22 protein-coding genes and 1 riboswitch are annotated in these 21,361 nt (G+C 34.3%); of the genes, 6 read left to right on the top strand and 16 right to left on the bottom strand.

All coding sequences use genetic code 11. The features are described 5' to 3' along the window. Positions 1-131: 131 nt before the first annotated feature. Positions 132-311, bottom strand: a complete 180-nt coding sequence (locus tag ACLIJJ_RS21340) for a DUF2187 family protein (RefSeq protein ID WP_411411608.1) — start codon at positions 309-311, stop codon at positions 132-134. Positions 312-542: 231 nt separating this feature from the next. Here ACLIJJ_RS21340 and ACLIJJ_RS21345 point away from each other — a divergent pair, with 231 nt between their 5' ends. Continuing rightward, a complete protein-coding gene (locus ACLIJJ_RS21345) occupies positions 543-725 on the top strand; it encodes a hypothetical protein (protein WP_411411609.1) in 183 nt (60 codons plus the stop codon). Positions 726-1,384: 659 nt separating this feature from the next. Here ACLIJJ_RS21345 and ACLIJJ_RS21350 read toward each other — a convergent pair. The 5 genes from ACLIJJ_RS21350 to ACLIJJ_RS21370 all read right to left on the bottom strand — a co-directional run bounded on the left by ACLIJJ_RS21350 (position 1,385) and on the right by ACLIJJ_RS21370 (position 5,885). Further along, complete coding sequence (locus ACLIJJ_RS21350) at positions 1,385-1,711, bottom strand: hypothetical protein (RefSeq protein ID WP_233317188.1); 327 nt, start codon at positions 1,709-1,711, stop codon at positions 1,385-1,387. A 732-nt stretch (positions 1,712-2,443) separates the two neighbouring features. After that, a complete protein-coding gene (locus ACLIJJ_RS21355) occupies positions 2,444-3,004 on the bottom strand; it encodes a hypothetical protein (RefSeq protein WP_233317189.1) in 561 nt (186 codons plus the stop codon). Between the two features lie 126 nt (positions 3,005-3,130). Beyond that, positions 3,131-3,646, bottom strand: a complete 516-nt coding sequence (locus ACLIJJ_RS21360; RefSeq protein WP_411411610.1) for a thioredoxin domain-containing protein — start codon at positions 3,644-3,646, stop codon at positions 3,131-3,133. Positions 3,647-3,871: 225 nt separating this feature from the next. Further along, complete coding sequence (locus ACLIJJ_RS21365; RefSeq protein ID WP_233317190.1) at positions 3,872-4,384, bottom strand: DoxX family protein; 513 nt, start codon at positions 4,382-4,384, stop codon at positions 3,872-3,874. A 280-nt stretch (positions 4,385-4,664) separates the two neighbouring features. Beyond that, positions 4,665-5,885 (bottom strand): MFS transporter, encoded by a 1,221-nt coding sequence (locus ACLIJJ_RS21370; protein ID WP_233317191.1) that lies wholly within the window; start codon positions 5,883-5,885, stop codon positions 4,665-4,667. Between the two features lie 239 nt (positions 5,886-6,124). Between ACLIJJ_RS21370 and ACLIJJ_RS21375 the strand changes: the two genes are divergently transcribed. The 3 genes from ACLIJJ_RS21375 (at position 6,125) to ACLIJJ_RS21385 (ending at position 9,782) form a co-directional block, all read left to right on the top strand. Beyond that, positions 6,125-6,700 (top strand): TetR/AcrR family transcriptional regulator, encoded by a 576-nt coding sequence (locus tag ACLIJJ_RS21375; RefSeq protein ID WP_411411611.1) that lies wholly within the window; start codon positions 6,125-6,127, stop codon positions 6,698-6,700. A 323-nt stretch (positions 6,701-7,023) separates the two neighbouring features. Next, on the top strand, positions 7,024-8,124 hold the full coding sequence (locus tag ACLIJJ_RS21380; protein WP_411411612.1) for an NAD(P)/FAD-dependent oxidoreductase: 1,101 nt from the start codon (positions 7,024-7,026) through the stop codon (positions 8,122-8,124). Continuing rightward, a complete protein-coding gene (locus tag ACLIJJ_RS21385; protein WP_411411613.1) occupies positions 8,118-9,782 on the top strand; it encodes a nucleoside recognition domain-containing protein in 1,665 nt (554 codons plus the stop codon). Before ACLIJJ_RS21380 ends, ACLIJJ_RS21385 begins: the two co-directional genes overlap by 7 nt. Before the next feature lie 180 nt (positions 9,783-9,962). Here ACLIJJ_RS21385 and rpsN read toward each other — a convergent pair whose 3' ends face one another. From rpsN to ACLIJJ_RS21405, 4 genes are all read right to left on the bottom strand, one after another. Beyond that, entirely contained in the window at positions 9,963-10,232 is a 270-nt protein-coding gene (gene rpsN, locus ACLIJJ_RS21390) for a 30S ribosomal protein S14 (protein WP_233317195.1), read from the bottom strand. A gap of 67 nt (positions 10,233-10,299) precedes the next feature. Then, on the bottom strand, positions 10,300-10,449 hold the full coding sequence (rpmG, locus tag ACLIJJ_RS21395) for a 50S ribosomal protein L33 (RefSeq protein WP_233317196.1): 150 nt from the start codon (positions 10,447-10,449) through the stop codon (positions 10,300-10,302). A gap of 23 nt (positions 10,450-10,472) precedes the next feature. Next, the gene (locus tag ACLIJJ_RS21400) at positions 10,473-11,633 is read right to left on the bottom strand and encodes a GTP-binding protein (protein WP_233317289.1); all 1,161 of its coding nucleotides are present in this window, start codon (positions 11,631-11,633) and stop codon (positions 10,473-10,475) included. Between the two features lie 479 nt (positions 11,634-12,112). Continuing rightward, positions 12,113-12,451, bottom strand: coding sequence for a hypothetical protein (locus ACLIJJ_RS21405; RefSeq protein WP_411411614.1), 339 nt, complete (start codon positions 12,449-12,451; stop codon positions 12,113-12,115). Positions 12,452-12,982: 531 nt separating this feature from the next. Here ACLIJJ_RS21405 and ACLIJJ_RS21410 point away from each other — a divergent pair. Further along, the gene (locus ACLIJJ_RS21410) at positions 12,983-13,993 is read left to right on the top strand and encodes a DUF3231 family protein (RefSeq protein ID WP_233317198.1); all 1,011 of its coding nucleotides are present in this window, start codon (positions 12,983-12,985) and stop codon (positions 13,991-13,993) included. 93 nt (positions 13,994-14,086) lie between these two features. Here ACLIJJ_RS21410 and ACLIJJ_RS21415 read toward each other — a convergent pair whose 3' ends face one another. The 6 genes from ACLIJJ_RS21415 to ACLIJJ_RS21440 form a co-directional block, all read right to left on the bottom strand. Further along, entirely contained in the window at positions 14,087-14,263 is a 177-nt protein-coding gene (locus ACLIJJ_RS21415; protein WP_233317199.1) for an SE1832 family protein, read from the bottom strand. A gap of 380 nt (positions 14,264-14,643) precedes the next feature. Beyond that, complete coding sequence (locus ACLIJJ_RS21420) at positions 14,644-15,924, bottom strand: Na+/H+ antiporter NhaC family protein (RefSeq protein ID WP_411411615.1); 1,281 nt, start codon at positions 15,922-15,924, stop codon at positions 14,644-14,646. Positions 15,925-16,026: 102 nt separating this feature from the next. Further along, positions 16,027-16,134: riboswitch (SAM riboswitch) on the bottom strand. Between the two features lie 171 nt (positions 16,135-16,305). Next, the gene (locus tag ACLIJJ_RS21425) at positions 16,306-16,758 is read right to left on the bottom strand and encodes a hypothetical protein (protein ID WP_233317201.1); all 453 of its coding nucleotides are present in this window, start codon (positions 16,756-16,758) and stop codon (positions 16,306-16,308) included. Positions 16,759-16,760: 2 nt separating this feature from the next. Continuing rightward, positions 16,761-17,531 (bottom strand): hypothetical protein, encoded by a 771-nt coding sequence (locus tag ACLIJJ_RS21430; RefSeq protein WP_233317202.1) that lies wholly within the window; start codon positions 17,529-17,531, stop codon positions 16,761-16,763. A 402-nt stretch (positions 17,532-17,933) separates the two neighbouring features. Further along, positions 17,934-18,932: a DUF3231 family protein gene (locus ACLIJJ_RS21435; RefSeq protein ID WP_411411616.1), complete on the bottom strand. Its 999-nt coding sequence runs from the start codon at positions 18,930-18,932 to the stop codon at positions 17,934-17,936. A gap of 246 nt (positions 18,933-19,178) precedes the next feature. Beyond that, the gene (locus ACLIJJ_RS21440) at positions 19,179-19,724 is read right to left on the bottom strand and encodes a TetR/AcrR family transcriptional regulator (RefSeq protein ID WP_411411617.1); all 546 of its coding nucleotides are present in this window, start codon (positions 19,722-19,724) and stop codon (positions 19,179-19,181) included. 172 nt (positions 19,725-19,896) lie between these two features. Between ACLIJJ_RS21440 and ACLIJJ_RS21445 the strand changes: the two genes are divergently transcribed. Continuing rightward, complete coding sequence (locus tag ACLIJJ_RS21445; protein ID WP_411411618.1) at positions 19,897-21,348, top strand: DHA2 family efflux MFS transporter permease subunit; 1,452 nt, start codon at positions 19,897-19,899, stop codon at positions 21,346-21,348. The last annotated feature ends 13 nt before the right edge of the window (positions 21,349-21,361 follow it).

Genomic DNA, 21,361 nt, shown 5'->3' on the forward strand with positions numbered 1-21,361 from the left:
GCTTGATACTGCTAAGCTTTAAAGTATCAAGCCTCCTAATATAAGAATTATTTAATAATTGCATTTTGAAACTTCATAATTGAGACAACTAATATCAGAGCTATGCAACTGTCCCATTCTCGACTATAATCTCATAATTTACTATGGTTCACTATTGTTAAGTTGTTTTCGTATTTTAACTTCATAGCAATATCACTATTAATTTTAACTACTACACTATTTTCCCTAACAATAACAACATACCCCAAAACATTTAAACCTTCTCTTTTAAATATAATTTGATTACCTATTGAAGCTCTTATTCTTCTCATTTGTCTTTCAGCCCTTCTAAAATGTTATAAAAAAGAAGTGCCTTTAAATAGACACCTCCTAGTCAGCAAGCTAGAAATTCATAGCCTAAATGTATTATGTTTAAAATTTTTCTCTTTATACATTTACGAACAGATCACCTCATCTATATAGTATGAATAACAATAAAAAGAGCAAAATAAAAACATCTACTATACAATTATTATTAAATTAGCAAGAGAAGGTGACCTAGCTTGAAACAAGTGCAAAAGATTAGTGCTGAGAAAGAATTATTTGAAGAAGTATTAAATGTTTATCTAAGGAATAATGCTAATAAAAACATAACGGATATAAAAATAATAACCGAGATAGTCCAGAGATATGAAAGGTATACTGCATTTGTTTTTTATGACGACGATAATAAACAAGCTAAATAAATTTTTAGAGCTTAAGGAATTAGGAAAAAATTTAAACACAATGCAGATCTTCTCAAACGAAAAAGCCCCCCTTTGACAAAGGAGGCTATTTCGAGCAAGTTGTATTATTTATTTACACATAAGATTATATGAACTTAGTGTATGATATATTCTAAAAAACCAATTTTTAGGACAAGCTTTATTTGAATATATACTTAAATAAGGAGATAACTATGTTCAGGAGAAAAAGGCTAACAGACGTAATATGGATTACCGTCCTTGGTGCAATTATTTCTATTTTAAACAATCTCTGGATTAGATCTTCACTATTAAAAAAATAGAAAAATTCTTAACTATCTTCCTTATGCCTAGTTAAGTTATTTATTAATCTTACCTGCAGTATTCCTCAACTATCTAACTGCCATTTTTCTGTCATTAGTTAGTTTATTTAATTTATGCTACTCTGTTACACATAACACCTCCTATAAATATCATATACTACCATTCGGCAGCTAGCTGTTTACTAAGCACATTTCTAATTTATAGATTTATCATTAACTTTGTGAAGGAATACACTTAAACTATCCTGCCATGTTTCTTCCATAAGCTAAGTTTTCATGTATTACAGGAATGTTGCCGATGTAGTGATGTAGTACCAACCAGATGATAACTCTTGCTGATTAAATCTTTCTCCTGTTAGTCGACAAAGATTTAAACAATCCTTTTTCTTTCCATTGGTCGAAATACTTTTGATAGCCCATTTCTTCAGCAGTCATTGTGTAATTTTCATCTCCCAATTTAAAAGTATGAGTTCCTGACAAGGCTTCATAGGTCGGATTACCTTTTGCATCCCCAAAAAGCGTTTCGAATGTATTCACATCCACTGAATTTGTTGTTCCGTTCTCATAGGTTTCAAGCAAAATGTAATCAACCTCCTCTTGAGCAAGTGCTGCTTGCCCCTTAAAAATCAATCCAGCTTCATTTAATGACAAATATAATTGATTCATGTCAACATCTACTCTCCCTAAAAATTGCTACTTAAATGGCAACTCGTTCTTGTGCTATTGAACCAAAAATTCGCCAAGACATAGAAAAATCCTTCTTCAACATAACTGCCATGATTGTGACACAAGAAAGGTTCTCTTCATTTATTAAAGGAATGCTGCCCCGTTTCTGCCATAAGCTAGTTTTAATTAATCAGGAATGCTGCCCTTTATAACCTTAAAATGATTAAACTACAATTGTTGAGTATATATTCATTATATTAAACAAAGCATAAAAAAACCTATGAGTTAACCAACTATGTTCAGAAGACAAAGGCTAACAGAAATTATATTGATTCCCATTATTGAGGCAACCGTATCCATTTTAAAAACTCTATGGCTAAGATCTTCCCTTTTAAAAGAGATAGAGAAAATCGCAAAGATAGATGAACCTAATATATTGAGAAAATCAGGAAAAGTGACTTTGGACAGATATGTGTAAGTTTAAATCCTCCTTTTTTATTACAATATAAACCCAGCAGTTTTCGAACTTAACAGTTTGAAGACTGTTGGGTTTATTAGGTAAAGTTTTAAATTAAACTACAGTACGTAGTTGCAAAAGTTCTTTCGTTTACGTTATTTATAAATTTCATTCTTTCCAAAAATTTTTAAAATACTTTAAGAAAAAGTAAATTCCAAAAAACAACACTCCTAAGGTAGTAGCCCCAAATCCAATAATTATAATTATAGGGATAATCATTTTAAATATCCTAATTGTTTACAAGCCTTTTTGATCTGAGAATACTTTTTCCATTTACTACAATATCCTGACATTGAAAGTTTATACAAATCATTTATTATATTCACAATAATAGCAAGGGCAACAAATGCAGCAACTGTTGTAGCTGCTGCTAGTAGTACAGCTGGTATAGCTCTACCATTCTTTTTAATGTCGTCTTTTGCTAATTCATCGTCAACCACAACCTTATCAACTTCAGCAATTTCCCCTTGAGTAAGAAAGTTTGAAAATAATGCATCAATATTTTCAATCTCCTTTTCAGTTAAGGTTGTATCTTTAACTAGGTTTTTGTCAAACTTGTACACTCCATTTTCAATAGTAATCCCATCATTTATTGCTTGTACACTACTATTAAATTGCTCATCAGTTATTTCTTCCATAATACCTAATAAATCATTTTCGTCACTTGAAGCGCTTACGATTGATTCCGCAGAAACACTTTGATTATATTTAGGTAAAGCAGCCCCTAAACATAATATAATTACCACTAATACAATTAGTTTTTTCATTTTTTTCATTGATATACCTCCATTTATTTGGCTTCTAACAAAGTATATCAATATCTTTTTCAAATTAATTGAATTAATAGAAAAGTTCAATTAATAGCCATAACACTGGAAGAATTGGTAATAAATATAAGTCCTTCACTTCAATAAATCTAAAGCTTCGATAGTCCCAACACTAAATTCTTCCGTTCTTCCTTCTTTAACTTTTATCATAGTCGGTGTACCTGTAATTTCTATTTCTGCACTCACAATCGGTTTTGTATTACCAAGTGGTGTGTTATGAACAGCTACTATCCTTTCATCCTCTGTTAATTCAATGGACCACTCAACCTCACGATCATACAAGAATTCATCCATATTCACATGTCCATTTATTATTTCTTTGCCATTTTTAACCTCGCCAATAACCTGGTCGTATTCTTTATGATGCTGTTCCCAATCATACCAAGCAGCTTTATTCTTATCATTTTCCATATCGACAATATAAAGGGGATACTTTTCCCTATACTCTAATACTGTTTGTTCTATTTCTTTACAAGAAGAACAAGTTTTCTGCCAAAAATACACGATATATTCCTTTTCTTCCTGATTAAAAGTTTCTTCTGCACGAATCCTGTTTATATCATAAATTGTTCGTTTCTGATCTTTCTTCAATTCAACTGGTATGAAAATAACAGCAAATGATAAACACACCAAAAATGCAAGCGACCCATTTCCATTTAGTATTCATTGCAGCCTCCTTTCAATTTATTTCTATTTTATCGAAAGAATTATTTCAATTACATAGCCAAAAAAGCGTTCTAATTAATTATTATTAGCTTAAAAAAAGATACAAAAAAAGCCAGACATCGCTGCCTGACTTCTTTACTATCATTTTACTTATACAACTGCTGCATCTTTTTTTCTTTTATTTGTTTTGTTTGTAAGAACATTTTTAAGATAAGGCATTGTATATCTGTCTAATCCGAATTTACCTGCATTTGCTCCTGCTACTACGACGAAGATTGCAAGAAGAATCATTTGGGCATTTGTGCTTACTGTACCGCTGAATAAGAAAGAGAAGTTCATCATCATTCCCATAATGGCTGCAAAGTTAGTGAATAAACCTAGAATTAAGGCAATACCTACAAGTAGTTCTCCCCATTGTACTAGGAATGTGAACAGACCGGCATTCGGTAATGCAACGTTTTCTAAGAATGCTGCCCACCAGCCTTGTACCGCAGGATGATCGCCTGTGCTAGAAGCAATTGCTCCTTGAAGGAAACCACTTGCATCAAAGCTGCCGCCCACTATTTTTCCATAACCAGCATGAATAAATTGATAACCAAGATAAATGCGGAATACTGCTAAAATACCTGCTGCGATATTATTTTTTCTTAATAGGTCTAACATTTTACTCCAGCTCCTCTATTTTCATTTGTTCACTACTTCACAAGATCTTGTATGTTTTTACTACACTGTTATTGTAGCATGTTTTTTTCTATTGAATAAAAAGTACTAGTAAGCTTCACATAATTGCAATATTCTCTTGTATATTCTGTGAATTTTTTATTTAAAGGGTTTCTTTTCTTCTCATTACATGATTTTCTGTGTCTTACAAGGAAGTCTGTAATAGATGAAAAACCATCCCCTTTTCGTCATGGGATGGTTTTTTCATCTATTATATATGGCGTCACTTTCTCGCATGCAACAAGTCTTTTTTCTTTTTTTCAGTGGCAAAATAAAGTATTGCGATAATTGGAAATGCCGCTCCAATCCATAACACAGCACTCCAGCCGCCTTTTGCGTATGTCAAACCTCCAACCGCAGAGCCGATAGCGCCTCCGAAGAAGAAAATAGCCATAAACAACCCATTTAAACGACTGCGGATTTCTGGACTTAATGAGAAGAGAGTGCGCTGTCCAAGAACAAGATTTGCCGATACACCTGCATCCAATAGAATCGCAGAAACGACGAGTATAACTATTCCTGTATTGGAACCAGTATGAATCTGCAGCGGCAACAGCAGGGAGATGATGACGGTGGCGAGTGCCACTCCTGTTGCTGGTCTGGTCCACCCCCTATCTGCCAACCGCCCAGCTATTGGTGCAGCAATTGCACCTGCTACACCGACAAGTGCAAATAGTGCAATCTCTTTTTGTGAAAAATCAAATGTTGGACCTGCTAAAAACATTGGCACTGTTGTCCAAAATAAACTAAATGACGCAAAGACAAATGCATGATAAGCAGCTCTTCGTCTTAATATTGGTGTTGTTTTCAGCAAATACCACATCGAACCGAGCAAAGCTTTATAGCTTGTGTTTGTAGTAGGTTTTCTTTCTGGCAGCACCTTTAATAGTACGAAAGCCAAAAGCATTACTGCTGCTGCAGAAAAAGCGAAAACAAAATTCCAGCCAAAATAGTCAGCTACCAAGCTTGATAATGGACGGGCAAGCATTATGCCTAGTAACAAACCGCTCATCACATTGCCGACAACACGGCCTCGAGAAGAATCGGATGCAAGGTATGATGCAAAAGGCACAAGTACTTGTGCTGCGACTGATCCTAAACCGATGAAAAAGGAAGCTGCTAAAAATGGGGCCTCCTGCTTTGTTACTGAAGTGATGGCAAGGGCTATCCCGGTGAGAAGCAGCGCGAAAAAAACTAATTTTCGGTTCTCCATAATATCACCTAAAGGCACTATAAATAACAAACCTATAACATAACCAAACTGTGTTAAAGTTACAATCAAACCAGCACTGGTTGCAGACAATCCGATGGACTCACTGATGATTCCCACTAGTGGCTGTGCATAGTAGAGATTAGCAACAATAATACCGCATGCTGCAGCTATTAGTATGGTTAACCACGACGGGATATTTTTTTCCATTGATTGAGATTTAAAAATAGACATTCAAACAACTCCTTATAAAATATGGTTTTATTCATTCCTGCTACTTCTTTTGGAACTTGGTTTTAGTCCCTCTCCTTTTAATTTTAAATACTAAACGTTTAGTTCATTAATTAATGATTAAATAATATACTGAACGTTTAGTTTTGTAAATAGGCAAACCGGATTTTATTTTGGATACTTAACTGATATACTGAACGTATAGTTTTTTTATAGAATTAATGAATGAAAGGAAGATCTTCATGAATGGAAAAAGAGGCCGGCCCCGCAATGTGGAAACACATAAGGCTATTCTTTCCGCTTCTTATGAATTATTATTAGAAAACGGCTTCCAAGCCGTTACGGTTGATAAAATAGCCGAGCGTGCTCAAGTCAGCAAGGCAACGATTTATAAGTGGTGGCCGAATAAGGCTGCTGTAATAATGGAGAGTTTCCTAGATGCTGCCACTGCTAGGTTGCCTGTGCCTGATACTGGTTCAGCATTAGATAATATTGTCATTCACGCTACTAACTTAACCAATTTTTTAACCAGTCGAGAAGGGACAATCATAACGCAGTTACTAGGTGAAGGACAGTTTGATTCAGGATTGGCAGAAGCCTATCGAACTCGTTTTTTTCGCCCTCGACGACTGGAGGCAAGAGGTCTTTTGGAGCAGGCAATCGCACTAGGAGAATTGAAAGAAGGACTCGACATTGACATATGCATTGATCTCATTTATGGGCCGATTTTTTATCGATTGCTTGTTACTGGAGATACATTGGATGAAACATATGTCCAGTATTTAGTAGAAAACGCCTTTGCAGGAATTCGTTCTTAAGTTGTAGTTTATTGTAAGAACAATGTACATAAGCAAACTCATAACACTGGAGGTCCAACTTAATAGCGGTCCTCCCCCTTTCTAACTTTTAACGATTGCTCACATCCTATCTACCTTGGCCAACTCTATTAAAACTCCTTAGCTTTTTAAAATAATTAGAAACAATTAGTTGACTTATTTTTTTAAAATGCTTAATATAAAACGTAATGATTACGATTTATATTAATTTATACTACAAATCGTAATCATTACTATTTACATAACATTCGAGGCAATCTATATTAAATTTGCTCTCTTATATTTAATCAGGAGATGACTTTTCAATGAAATTAGTTATTGTAGGTGCAGGGCCATCTGGAATTGGCTTAGGTATCTTATTAAAGAAAATGAACTTTGAGGACTTTGTGATTTTAGAAAAGGAAGAAATTGGTGCCAGTTTTCGAAAATGGCCAAAGGAAATGAAGCTGATTACCCCTTCCTTTACAGGGCATGGATTCGGGATGTTAGATTTGAATGCCCTGACTCCTGAAACTTCTCCAGCGTTTACTTTCGGGAAAGAACACTTAACAGGCAATGAATATGCAGATTATCTTCAATTATTAGCTCACCACTATAAATTGCCAATAAAGAAGGCTTATGTTGATAAAGTAGTTAAAGATAATAATAAATTTCTGTTATATACAGACAAGCAAATGATAGAAGCACCTTTTTTAGTTTGGGCAACAGGTGAATATCAAACACCTAATTTAAAACCCTTTGAGGGTGCGGAGCTTGCTCTTCATAACAGTTTAGTTAAATCGTGGGATAACTTGCAAGGAGATGAATTCACCGTTATAGGCGGATACGAAAGCGGAATAGATGCTGCCTATCATCTTACAGCAAATGAAAAGAATGTTACAGTCATTTCTAGAAGTGCTCCATGGGACAATGTTGAGGCTGATCCGAGTAAATCCTTGTCTCCTTTTACAAAGGAAAGATTAGAAATTGCTGATGAGACAGGTCGGTTAGAACTGCTTGATGTAGAGGTTTTAAAGATCTCTAAAAGAGATGATGACTATGTATTATATTTGTCTGATGGAACTACTCATGTTTCAAAAACCCGACCAATTTTAGCTGCTGGTTTTATTCCTGGTGTTAAACAAATTTATTCTCTTTTTGAGTGGGAAAATGAACAGTCGCCTAAATTAACAGATAAAGATGAATCTACTATTACTGCAGGGGTATTTTTAGCAGGACCAAATGTTAGGCATCAGCAGGTTATTTTCTGCTATATATATAAATTCCGCCAAAGATTTGCTGTGATTGTTAAAGAAATACTTGATCGTACTAATTTCCAATATCCAATCGAAATTTTTGATTTATACCGAAAAAACAATCTGTTTTTAGACGATTTATCTTGTTGCGAGGTGAATTGTGAGTGTTAGAGGAGAAAATTCAAACCCAAAGCCTAAATTCATTAATTTTAGGCTTTGAATCTTCTGGAAAATCAACCTTATTTACTAAGTTAGCTGGTAGGTCGATAGGTAATGAAATAAATGTGAAAGGATCAACTATCCATAATGAAAGTACTTATTTTGTGAATGGAAATTTAATTGATACACCCGGCATTAATAACGCAAATTCACTAATACAGACAAAACTTTATGAAGATATATATAGTGCTTCTACTATTATTCTTGTAATAAGAGGTACACATTTTGCAGAGGAATTGGAAAAGCTTTTTCCTTATATTGAAAAAGCAACCAAAAAGATTCTTTTATTTGTTACCTTTTCAGATAAAATGTCTCCTGAAGGTAAGAGTTTGCTTCTTAAACAAATAACAAGAAAAAAGCTGCCTATCTTTATTGTAGATACCCGAAAAGTAGAAAAGGATACTGTTAACTTATTTAAAGAGTGTTTAAAGGAAAATGATACGATAAATCAATCACAACTAAAGGAACTTATAAACTTACCGATTTCTAAAGTAGACCCTCCTACTCTGTTTTTTGAGAAAAGTTACTTTGGCAAAAGCTTCGTTGCTTTATTAAGTTTAGTAGCCATGTTTTTGTTTCCTGTTATCGTCGCATACCAGTTTTCTAACTTGTTACAGCCGTTGATTGAAAAGTATATACTCAGTCAACTTACACTATTCTTTACTAGTGCTCCCAGCATTATTAAAGAAATTTTCGTAGGGAACTATGGACTATTAACACTCGGAATTTATTCCTTTATTTGGGCCTTTCCAGTTGTGTTGATGATTAGCTGCAGTAAAGCAATGACAGAAGAATCCGGCATAAAGGATCGCATAGTAGATACATTGGAACCAATGTTATATAAAATTGGTTTAACTGGCAGAGATATACTACCGATCATCACTGGGTTTGGCTGTAATGTTGTTGCAGTCTTTCAAAGCAGAGGTTGTCATACTTGCAACAGGTCCCAATGTATCTCGTTTATCTCTTTTGGGTCTGCATGCAGTTATCAAATTGGTGCAACTTTATCGATTTTTAATTCAGCCCATGCTGTTCGGCTTTTCTTTCCCTATATTTTCCTGTTACTTATAGGGGGTATCATTCACAATTATCTGTGGTTTAAAAAGCAATCATTCCCTCCATCAACTATTACTCGAAAAGCCTTTATTCAAAAACCAAAATTAAAAACGATAAAGCTTCAAGTAAGTAGTGACTTAGCGCAATTTTTTAAGCAGGCAATGCCTATTTTTCTACTTATTTGCATTACTGCTAGTTTGTTGCAATATATGAATATCATTTCGTTTATTGCTTTACTGTTTCATCCTTTATTTCAACTTTTCCATTTGCCAGTAGAAGGCGCAGCAGCTTTGGCTTTTTCAATAATAAGAAAAGATGGAATCCTTATTTTAAATGAAGGAAATGGCGCGCTGTTTTCTATCCTTACTAATTTCCAATTATTCTTATTAGTGTTTTTAGCCTCTACATTGACATCATGTGTCGTAACCTTGGCTACAATATGGAAAGAGTTAGGATTTATACAAGCTTTTAAACTTATAGGTCAACAATCACTAACAGCGATTTTACTTGGATTATGCTTAGTAGCAGGTAATCATATCATTCACTTTATATAAAAACTGTACAATTGTTGATGCAGACAATAAAGATGAAGCCAAAATGAAAGTGGAGCAGTATACGGTATATGTACACCAATTATGAGAAGTTTTTCTATCCGCCACCATAATCTTAACAAGTTAATGATAAATGCCCCCCTACTCCAAAAATAGGGGGGCATTACTCTGGTTATTAACTTATTACCAACTTGCTTTCTTAACACCTGGAATTTGCCCTTTATGAGCATACTCTCTGAAGGCAATGCGGGACATTTTAAATTTTCTTAAGTACCCTCTAGGTCTGCCAGTAACTTCACATCTGTTTTTTAGGCGTGTTGGAGAGGAATCTCTCGGAAGTTTTCTAAGTCCTTCATAATCACCTTTTTCCTTTAATTCGATCCGAATAGCTGCATACTTTTCCACCATAGCTTGCCGTTTTTTCTCTTTTACTACTTTAGATTTTTTTGCCACTTATTTTAACCTCCTTTTATAAATCGAAACTATTACGATTTAAAAACTATAACTAATTAATCAATACTTATTTTGTTTCTCTATGCAAAGTTCGTCTTTTTAAACGTGGGCAATATTTCATTAATTCTATTCTATCTGGATTATTTCGTTTGTTTTTTGTAGTAATATAGTTTCTGTCTCCTGTTTCTGTACATGCCAATGTAATATTCACTCTCATTTTTGTTCCTCCTGATTCTTTTATTAGACGTTAAATGATGGAAATGGGTCTAAAAATTTGGTCCAATCTTTAGCCATTTCTATCTCTGTAAGAAGACACTTATCTAAATCATTTTCTAGTTGCTTTTGATCCATTCCAATGCCAATCAAAACTAACTCTGTCATTCGGTCACCATGCACAGGATCCCATCTTTTTTGCAGCACAGCATCTTCCTCTAGAATTTGGTTAATTTCCGTATCCGGGTATGTAGCTACCCATTTCCCAGCTCCTTGAATCGATAAAGATGTGCCTGCTTGTGATAACAGCCCAGAATCATTATTCCTAGTCGCTAGCCATATAAACCCTTTAGCACGTACCACTTCTGCTGGCCATGTTTCAATCCAAGCCATTAGTCTAACTGGATGAAACGGCTTCTTTCTCCGATATACAAAAGAAGATATTCCATATTCTTCTGTTTCAGGTATATGTTCCTCATTAAGTTCTTTCATCCAACCTGCACTTTGGCTAGCAGCTTCAAAATCAAAAAGGCCTGTATTTAACACTTTATCGAGTGGAACTTGTGAAAATTCACTTCTGTATATTTTCGCTTCAGGGTTAAATTGTTTAATGATTGCTGTTAATTTTTCTTGATTTTCTTTTGAAATTAAATCCATTTTGTTCAGTAAGATAACGTCGGCAAATTCTATTTGATCTATTAGCAGATCAGCTACTTCTCGAACATCCAGTTCATCAACAGCTTGTTTACGATCCAGCAAGCTTTCCCCTGAACCATAATCATGCCAAAACCGATTAGCATCTACTACCGTTACCATAGTGTCCAGTCTACAAAATTCAGTTAGATCAATCCCCATACTCTCATCCACATATGTAAATGTTTGCGCAACCGGGATTGGCTCACTAATACCGCTGGATTCAATTATAATATAATCAATATCACCGTTTTGGGCGAGTTTTTCCACTTCTATTATTAAATCCTCGCGAAGTGTGCAGCATATACAGCCATTTTGCATTTCTACCAGCTTCTCGTCTGTTCTCGAAAATCCTCCCTGCTTTACCAATGATGCATCAACATTAATTTCACTCATATCATTTACGATAACAGCAACTTTAAGATTTTCTCTATTAGATAAAATATGATTAAGCAGTGTTGTCTTACCTGAACCAAGATATCCGCTTAATACCATTACCGGGATTTTTTTATTACTCAAAAATTTTCACTCCTTACAATAACAACTACTATTGCATTATACACGGATATTATGTAAATCGCAATAATTACGATTTACATTATAGATAATTTAATTCTTCTACCTGTTAATCAATAATGTATAAACGAATATAACAGGTATTAAACGACTTATGACCAAATTACTTCTGTACCTTTTATATATCGTCTTGCACTACCAGCTGGCTGCTGGATTTATATAGGACTAGTCAGCTTCATCCAATAAATATAATTCTGACTCTACTATTTTATTTTCAGTAATAATAAATTTGTGTGAAGTCATTAGTGAAGTGTGAAGCGTATGAATTCAATCGCCGGCATAAGCACATACTAGGCTCATACCACCTAGTCTCACAAAATTATCTGCTTCCTTTTCAAACTCTTTCAATATATTAAAAATTCCTTCCTGCTCGCCCCATTCCACATGTGCCCAACACTTTATGGATATATTTTCTCTACAAAAGGAGACAGTATTTTTGTAAGATTATTGAAGATTACAGAAGGTTGAAAGCTTCCTGTTGAAAAATAATAATCAAAATTATTTATAGTATGCACATATGATAATTGTTCTTTCGTCAATATGTTTTCTAACTCCTTGTGTAGTTCACGTATTAACCTTTCACTTTCGAAGACTAAAATATGCTTTTCTTGTTCTATGGCAGAGAGGATATAATCAATCACCTTATTTAAATATTCTTTCTGGTCTGTTATATTATTAAAAATATGAACATAATTATTATTTTTTATGATGCTAGAAAATAATGCTTTCACTGTCATTTTCCTTTTTCCAATCGTTCCATTAATATGTATACACTATAACAAAAAGCCAGACTTCCTAACAGCTTACGATTTATTACTTCCATAATTCTTCTGTCTTAATCACTTTATCATCTACATTTTGTACCGTAAATTTCATACTTGAATTATTAGGATACGATGCAATTCCATCATAGAACTTCATTTTCATTATTTCTATAGTGCTTTCCCAAAAATCAATTGCTTCATTCATACTTCCCTATCATGATGTTGGGAAGTAAATCCAATAAGCTGTCCATCTGGTATTGCTCCCGCAGTTAAGTAATTTTGTTATGCTTCCTCCTCAACTGTTTTTTGCACCTGAATAATCTGAAGAAGTTTGGAAAGAATCATCAGACGTTCCCCACACACATGCTGTTAAGATGATACTAAAAAGAACGATACCCACTAGCCTCTTTTTTATGAATAAATCTCCTTTAAAATTTAGTATTTTCTCTTCATTATTGCAAAGATTATATATTAACTGATTATACAGGATGGGAGGTATACTTCTTGAACAAAAGCAAAACGATAAGTGTTTCAGAAATAGGATCTCTGTGGCAAACATATCAAGAAAAAACATTAATTATGAGGATCTTAGAGTACTTTATTAAAAAATCAGATGATATGGAAGCTAGAAACATCCTAGGTGGCTTATGGCAAGAACTTAATTTTTTTGTTATGGAAATAGAGGAGCTTTTTTCCGAGCAAGGAATAGTAAAGCCAGTAGGATTTACTTCAGAAGATGTAAATTTGGAAGCTCCTAAGTTATATGATAATGGGTTTGATATTATGTTTATTCGTGTGCTAAAGGAAGTAAGTATGGGATTATATACATTAAATATGAACATGTCTTACAATAAAAGAGTGATGCAAATATATGAAGGACTTACTACTGTAACTCAAAAGATTTACAAGCTTTCGACATGTTACTTGCTTGAAAAAGGAATTCTTTCCCTTCCTCCTCAAGTGACATTGCCGAAAAAAACCGAATATATCGAAAGTAAAAAATATCTGGAGGGTTTTAAGCTAACTGGTGATAAAAGAGCTTTAAACGATCTAGAAATCGGCATTCTGCATCATAATCTTCAGTCCAATAACATTGGGGTTCAGCTGATTACCGGCTTTGCACAATGTGCACAAAATAATGAAGCAAGACATTACTTCCAAAGAGGCAAGAAACTTGCGAAGAAACAAATAAAAATGATGGAGGAAATTCTTCGAGAAGGTGATGTTTCATTTTCCACCTCGTCTGCAGGTTCGGTCACCACATCAACAGTTCCGCCCTTCTCTGACAAGCTTATGATGCATTGTATCTACATACTTAATGGATTTGGACTTGTTGGAGCAGGGACAGGTGCTTTCTTTAGTTTAAGAAATGATCTTTCAATGAAGTCGATTATGCTTGCGAAAGATGTATATTTTTTCGCTCAAGAAGGCATTAAAATTAAAATTAAGCACGGATGGTTTGAAGAACCGCCTCAAATGGAAGACCGCAATCAGATCATTAAGGATAAGAGCTGAGTTCTGACATTATCTTATTACTTTAAAAGCCATCCACTTGTAAAAAGGGATGGCTTTGTAATTACCTTCGTTAATCTTGGAACTTACATTCTTTTAAGCTTTGCTTAACATCTGATTAAGTGATTTTAATTCTTCCTCCATTTCAGTGAGCCTTTTTTGTAAAGGAGCTAAGTTTCCTTTTACATACTCCAATTTTTCTAAATTATCTTGAACCTGTAAATATTCGTTCTTCAATTCCAGAATTTTATATTCAATGTCTTTTTTATTCATTTTTTCCTCCCTCTATGTCGTATATAGTTATCTCATTTCCAGTTTAACTTTTTGTTCGCAATAATCGCAATATATTTAAAGTTACGATCATAGCAGCTTCTGTATCACTTCATACTGCCATTATCTCCTGTTAACATAACTGTTTGCATAATTCCACTATATACTAAGAGTTTCTTGCGCAAACGCGAAGTTTTCACGGAAAGTATCTGCCACCGATATTACTGCAAAATAACTACTGTCTTCTCCTTTTTTCACACTTGATTTACATAGGCTTTGACTTTACTTAATGAGACATTCATAAGCGGTTCTTTTAGGTCACTAAATTGCTAAAAAAATTAGCTGCCAAATTGGCAGCTATTTTATGTGAAAATCACTGATGTTTATATCTTCTTTTTTTTCGGATAGCCAATAAGAATAGCAATAATACCGCAGATGCCGATGAGAATAGGATAAAATGAATACTGCATGATACTCACTGGAGATATTCCGGCTACGCTTGCCGCTGCCAGTATTTGAGCTCCGTATGGTAGAAGACCTTGGAACGTACATGAGAAGAGATCCAATATACTTGCAGACTTTCGTGGTTCTATTCCATACTGATCAGCGATATTTTTTGCGAGAGGACCTGTAATTAATATAGCAATAGTATTATTAGCCGTTGATATATCGGCTAAGCTCACTAAACCTGCAATACCAATTTCTGCACCCTTTTTGGATTTAATTCTCTTAGTCACGAGATGCAGCAGAAAGTCGATACCACCGTTAAACTTAATAACTTCCACCATTCCAGCTATTAATATTGCCAGAAAGGCTATTTCATACATGCCGGCCATTCCTTCTCCAATCTTTTGCAGAAGGCTCATTATTTGATAGCTGCCATCTAATAAACCAACGGCTCCGGCGAGAACAGTCCCTAATGCTAAAACAAGGAATACATTCATACCTGCTAATGCAAAGATAATAACTAGAAGGTATGGAACGATTTTTACCCAACTATAGCTTAAATGCTCAACTTGCGACGTTCCCCCGATTGTAATAACTCCTAAAATAATGCTCGTTATAATAGCTGCTGGCAATACAATCCAAAAATTAACTTTAAATTTATCCTTCATTTCTGCACCTTGTGAACGAACAGCCGTAATGGTTGTATCGGAAATAAAGGATAAGTTATCGCCAAACATTGAACCACCAACAATACCAGCCATTACTAAAGCCATGGAAATATCGGTATGATCGCTTATCCCAACACCAATTGGTGCTAGTGCAACAATTGTTCCCATTGAAGTACCCATTGATAGGGAAATGAAGCAGGCAATGATAAATATACCTACGACAAGCAAGTTTTGCGGAACAAAGGATAAAGTCAGATTAACAGTGGAGTCCACCGCTCCCATACCTTTTGCTACTTCTGAAAATGCTCCGGCTAAGAGAAAAATGACAACCATCAGCATTACATTGGAATTTCCTGCTCCTTTGCAAAATATATCAACTTTTCGTTCAAAAGTTTCCTTACGATTCATCGCCAGTGCCACAGCACCCGAAATAACGATGGCTACTAGGACAGGAAAAGCATAGAAATCACCTGTAATAACCCCTGAACCAATAAATAAAATCAAAAAAACAACAAATGGAATCAACGCCCATGGATTCCCTTTCTTCATTCAAAAACCTCCAAAGAATATGAAATAAAACGTTTTTTTGCAACAAAAAAGACCTTATCTTGAACGACAAGAAGAGGTCTTATATTTATCTATAAAACACTCCTCTTATCTTTCAAGCTGGTGCTTGCTGGATTTGGCACAGCAACTTAAATGTTAAGTTCCGCTGCCGAGATATCATCGGGCCAGTCCCTCCATCTCTCTTGATAAGAAGATATTAATTTATTTTTTGTCACAATAGTTAGTAGAATACCATGATTGTGAATCACTTTTCAACCTATTTTTTTAGATCATCTGGTTTCTTGATGAAAAGTTCTAGTAGGACTATGCTTTAGGCAGCTAGTTTTTAAACCTCTCTGCTTTGATGTTTCTGGATTTCTTTTGTTAATTTACTTTGCCCACACTTAATGCAAAGTGTTTCCAAAGAATTTTCTCCACTTCATTGTGTTCTGAATCCATACATTCAATTATAAGAAGAACTTCCGTTTTTTTGCCTTTTACTCTAACGCTTACTTTTTTTCTCCGGTGGATAAATAAATCGATAATTAAACCAAAAATAAAACCAGATATCGCTCCAATTAACCCCCAATAAATTGGCCCCCACTCTAGTTCAAATCCCCTGCTTGCTCCTAACACAGAAAAAAACACAGAAAAAACTATTCCTTTATTTATTAAGGAGACTCCATCTGACTGATGGATTGTATCAAAAAGCCCAACGCTCTCTGTATTAATAGAATCTAAAGGGACAGTTAAAATATTATGAATACCTTTTTGTTCAATCTCTCTTATTGCTAGTTCCAATTGAAGAGAATATTCAAAAGTAGAAAAAACTTGCATCGTTATTTCACCCGGTTACTTTTAAATTTTAAGTTAAAGGATTGATAATTATTTATTAAAAACATCTTTTGTTCTGCTGCAAAGAGTTTATTATTCTCAACAGTATTTAAATACGTTTCATAAATATTAAAGAAATATAATGACGGCAAATAAAAGAACCATTGTTTATCTAAGATATCTGTTGATTTATGAATATCTCCTAATAATAAGTAATGAAATGCAGCAATTACATGGGAAAAATGTACAAAGAAGACAGTTGTTATAAGGACGAAGATGGCTGAAAATATTTGATGCAAATATAACTGACCCATACCCGGTATACTTAATGACCAAATGACTGCGATGAGTGGATCTCTTTTATCCACATAATTTATTTCAAAGGGTTTTACAGTGATCGCTTCAATTGGTGGTTCTTCTTTTTCAGCTAATAAATAAATATTATTTAATTCTACCGTTGCACGGTAACTGTCCCATATGGCAAACAAATAAACAGGTATATACATGTACACATAATTAACATTTAATACATCTTTTGCTAACTGAATTTCTCCCATAAAGGAATAGGCCATCGCGAGGTTTAATTGAGATTTCTGGTTAATAAATACTTCCCAAATAATAAGGGCAAATCCTCTTATATATTTATGAAGTAATAAGTGCCCATAGCCAGGAAAAGTAACAGACCACAAAGCTACTATATAAGGGCTTCTCGGATGGATATAGGTTGTGCCCCAAATACTTATCTTGGCTAGTTTGCGACGAACTTTTTTAGTCATAGAGGTTCCTCCACGAATTTACTCAGGCTTACAACCTCAGAAATAATTAAGAATTTGAAAATTTGAAATACGCCCTTCGGTTTTGTATTATAAGTATGCTTCACAATGAGTATGAATATTTATTACTAACTAATTTTCCTTTAGTTTGCACATATAGGGTGTACCCGCACATCCTGAAAAAAACAGACAAAGCTGATATATCATTCCAATCCTTGAATTATTCAGACAACCAAAAGCCATATAACAACATGTCTACTCTTTGTTATATGGCTTTTTATAGTCAAAAAAATAAGATGTAAACCAGCATTAACAATTAGATTAAATTATTAATAAGGCCTGTACATTTCGTAAAGAGGGTTATTTTGCATATTTATGTACTGAACCTTCCTCTTTAGTAAAGGGTTAGTTCATTAACTGATTTCGGTCAGCGGCAAATGGCGGTCTCTCTAACCATTCATTTTTAATAAGCAGATTCATACCATCCTCTGCATAGAGACCAATTTCTCCTAACAAGCGTGTGTAATCAGCACCTATGTCACGCCTCATTGAAGCAGAGAGTGCTGTCCCATAATTACCAACGCCAGCAGCAACCATTAAGGAGATATGAAACATCATTAATTTATCTGAAAAAGGAGGCTCTTTTATTGGCTGAATATGTGCATCCCAAGTTGTAGGAGCAGGCAAATCATTTTTAATTAAATACTTACTGAAGATTTCCACATGTTTCTTAGAAATCTCCTTTCCTCGTTTCATATACTTTTTTACTTCGTCTGATTTGACTACTTGTCCAAAAGCAGTAGCCATTGCTGACCCCATATGATTCGTTTGGATATTTGAGAATAAGTGAGTAACCTCACTAGCCGTTAATGTTCTTTGCTTTCCCCACCATCCTGCTATAAACCCTTGTTGCTCTACCATATCTACTTCTTCTAAATAAGGGATATAGGGAGAACGAATTTCAAGTCCTTTAGATAATAATAAACTTGCCGCCTCATTGAACAACTCCATAGTCGAAGAAATACAAGACATAAAATGTTCCTTCACATCCTTACGAAAGGTATGTGGCAATATGACACTGTAAGTTGCTAAAGCTCCCTTAGTCATCTGTCTTGTATATAGAAGGAAAAATTCATCAGAAAATAACCGAGGAGAATTTACATTAACATCTTCATCTGTAAAACCATGTGGTATAATATGACCTTCTTCTTTAAATATGTCTGAGATAACTTTTACATGCTGTTGTGACAAATCTAATGCATGCTCCAACACTGTTTTGATTTCTGCATCTTCTACTTTTGCTAAATAATACCTATACATACAAATGTAAAGAGAATCACTAAGATAATTGGCCCATAATCCACCAATTTCAGATGATGTGAGACGAATATGATGATTTTCCAAAGTAGTTCCCTCCGTTTTTACTATAGCCCTTTACTTACCATAGCTCTTCTTCTCATTGTCTTTCAGTTCTAGGACATTTTCTAATTTGAATGACATAATAAAAGAAATTCCTAAATTATTCAGACACTCCTAGCTTTATTATGTTTTAATTAATACTCTTTATACCTCAATGAAAGCAATACATAAGGAATCTGCTATCCTTGAAGATAAATATATCCCAACTGAATATTTTATAATTTCAAAATATTACCCTCTGTACAGCAAGCTAATTTGCTTTGCAATATATTCTGAGCTATATTGAAGTCCATTTCTTATCCACCACATAATAATTCCTACCAAAGATGCTGTTTTAATCTCAACTGTTACATAATCTTCTGGTAAATCTGTATGGGAGTTGTCCCTTCTCGTTTTTACTAAACGTTTTAGCATACCAAATAGCTGCTCTTCAAAGTCATCCATACTAAATAATCGAAGCAAATAAATACGATGAGCATAAAGATTATCAAGCATTTGGGTTAGTTTCTGTTTTTCTGATAAATCTTTTGTGTGGGTAAGTGCCGTAATTTTTTCAGAAAGGCTATTTAGAAGCTCGTCAGCGATTTGTGCAAGTAAATCTTGAATGTCCTGATAATGTAAGTAAAAAGTTGTGCGGTTTAAGTTAGCTTTCGTTGTAATTTTTTTTATCGTTAAGTCTGTAACAGAATGGTTCTCAGCTAATAGTTCAAAAACGGCATTTTTTATCATTTCTTTAGAACGAATGGAGCGAGGATCTTCCTTTTTATATATAGTCATTTTTAACTCCTTTGTAGTTTTTCTACTAGTTTCATCGACACTTAAAGTTATGATTGTCGAGTAATAGACAAAGTCTAAAAATGTGTTCATGGTCATGGAATACTTATTTTGATACTATGAACTTTATCGACACGATGTCGTAAAACTAATTATGAAACAAAGGAGTTATGAGATGCAAATGGAAATAACAGATAGAAATAAAAAGATTTTAATGGTTGTGCTCATTGCAGGCTGTTTTTTATCTACCTTAAATCAGACTTTATTAAATGTTGCACTAAGCAGTTTAATGGATGTCTTTAAGGTGAATGCTGCCACTATTCAATGGTTATCAACGGGCTTTATGCTAGTAAATGGCGTCTTAGTTCCTATTACTGCTTTTTTAATGAAGCGGTTTACTACTAGACAATTATTTATTAGCTCTATGTTCTTTTTGTTGGTTGGTTCGATATTATGCGGAATAGCCACGAATTTCAGCATCTTGCTAGTTGGACGAATGATTCAGGCTATTGGAGCAGGTATAATTATGCCTCAGATGATGACAGTTATTTTATATTTATATCCTCTTGAAAAGCGTGGAAGCATTATGGGAACCATTGGTTTTGCAATGATTTTCGCTCCTGCAATTGCCCCGACCTTATCTGGGTTTATCATTGAATATGTGTCATGGAGATGGCTGTTTATTGGATTAGTTCCGTTTGTTGTTTTGGTGATATTGTTAGCATTCAAATTTTTGATGAATGTTTCAGAAACTTCAAAAGCAAAATTAGATATACTCAGTGTTACTTTATCAACGCTAGGGTTCGGGTGTATTTTATTTGGATTCAGCAGCGCAGGAAGCAAAGGCTGGGATCATCCAGTGATACTGACTACTCTTGTAATTGGAATAATTGTGACTACCCTTTTCTGTATGCGTCAATTAAGAGCTAACGACCCTTTACTCAATTTAACTGTTTTTAAGTATAGAATTTTTAGCCTTACATCCTTTATTAACATACTGATTACTATGATTATGTATGCAGACCTTATTCTTTTACCTATTTACCTTCAAAATGGACGAGGGTTTAGTGCATTTGAAGCTGGCCTGTTACTGTTGCCTGGAGCTGTGATTAATGCGTTTTTATCTCCAGTCACAGGTAAAATGTATGACAAATACGGGGCTAGACCTCTCTTTGTAACTGGTTTAGTATTTATCATTATTTCTATGTGGGGAGCTATCGATTTAAGTGAATCAACTACTTATATGTATTTAATGGTTCGGACTATTATTTTAAGAATCGGACTGAGTTGTATTACAATGCCTTTAAATACGGCAGGATTGAATGCTTTACCTAGAAACTTAGGTTCACATGGATCAGCAGTTAATAATACAATTCGTCAATTAGCTGGTGCCATCGGAACAGCCGTTGTCATTACTGTCTATACAGTACAGGCAAGTTCACATGCTACAGAGCTGGCCATAAAAGATGAAAATACGTCTGCTGCAATGCTTGCTAAATTAGCCTCTATTTATGGCTCAAGTGATGCTTATTTATTTATGTTAGTATTATCCTTTATAGCACTCGTTGTAGCATGCTTTATGCCTAAAAAGGCTGCTGTTATCGAAACAAAAGTAAATCAGACATAAATAATCAGCGATA

Origin of the sequence: Niallia laureatilytica (genome assembly GCF_046613985.1) — a bacterium.
GTDB lineage: Bacteria > Bacillota > Bacilli > Bacillales > Cytobacillaceae > Niallia.

Excerpts from the sequence above, each read along its gene's own strand:
- ACLIJJ_RS21340 (WP_411411608.1), bottom strand. The coding sequence starts at position 311 with ATGAGAAGAATAAGAGCTTCAATAGGTAATCAAATTATATTTAAAAGA.
- ACLIJJ_RS21350 (WP_233317188.1), bottom strand. The coding sequence starts at position 1,711 with ATGAATCAATTATATTTGTCATTAAATGAAGCTGGATTGATTTTTAAG.
- ACLIJJ_RS21355 (WP_233317189.1), bottom strand. The coding sequence starts at position 3,004 with ATGAAAAAAATGAAAAAACTAATTGTATTAGTGGTAATTATATTATGT.
- ACLIJJ_RS21365 (WP_233317190.1), bottom strand. The coding sequence starts at position 4,384 with ATGTTAGACCTATTAAGAAAAAATAATATCGCAGCAGGTATTTTAGCA.
- ACLIJJ_RS21370 (WP_233317191.1), bottom strand. The coding sequence starts at position 5,885 with ATGTCTATTTTTAAATCTCAATCAATGGAAAAAAATATCCCGTCGTGG.
- ACLIJJ_RS21375 (WP_411411611.1), top strand. The coding sequence starts at position 6,125 with ATGAATGGAAAAAGAGGCCGGCCCCGCAATGTGGAAACACATAAGGCT.
- ACLIJJ_RS21380 (WP_411411612.1), top strand. The coding sequence starts at position 7,024 with ATGAAATTAGTTATTGTAGGTGCAGGGCCATCTGGAATTGGCTTAGGT.
- rpmG (WP_233317196.1), bottom strand. The coding sequence starts at position 10,449 with ATGAGAGTGAATATTACATTGGCATGTACAGAAACAGGAGACAGAAAC.
- ACLIJJ_RS21400 (WP_233317289.1), bottom strand. The coding sequence starts at position 11,633 with ATGGTATTAAGCGGATATCTTGGTTCAGGTAAGACAACACTGCTTAAT.
- ACLIJJ_RS21405 (WP_411411614.1), bottom strand. The coding sequence starts at position 12,451 with ATGACAGTGAAAGCATTATTTTCTAGCATCATAAAAAATAATAATTAT.
- ACLIJJ_RS21415 (WP_233317199.1), bottom strand. The coding sequence starts at position 14,263 with ATGAATAAAAAAGACATTGAATATAAAATTCTGGAATTGAAGAACGAA.
- ACLIJJ_RS21420 (WP_411411615.1), bottom strand. The coding sequence starts at position 15,924 with ATGAAGAAAGGGAATCCATGGGCGTTGATTCCATTTGTTGTTTTTTTG.
- ACLIJJ_RS21425 (WP_233317201.1), bottom strand. The coding sequence starts at position 16,758 with ATGCAAGTTTTTTCTACTTTTGAATATTCTCTTCAATTGGAACTAGCA.
- ACLIJJ_RS21430 (WP_233317202.1), bottom strand. The coding sequence starts at position 17,531 with ATGACTAAAAAAGTTCGTCGCAAACTAGCCAAGATAAGTATTTGGGGC.
- ACLIJJ_RS21440 (WP_411411617.1), bottom strand. The coding sequence starts at position 19,724 with ATGACTATATATAAAAAGGAAGATCCTCGCTCCATTCGTTCTAAAGAA.
- ACLIJJ_RS21445 (WP_411411618.1), top strand. The coding sequence starts at position 19,897 with ATGCAAATGGAAATAACAGATAGAAATAAAAAGATTTTAATGGTTGTG.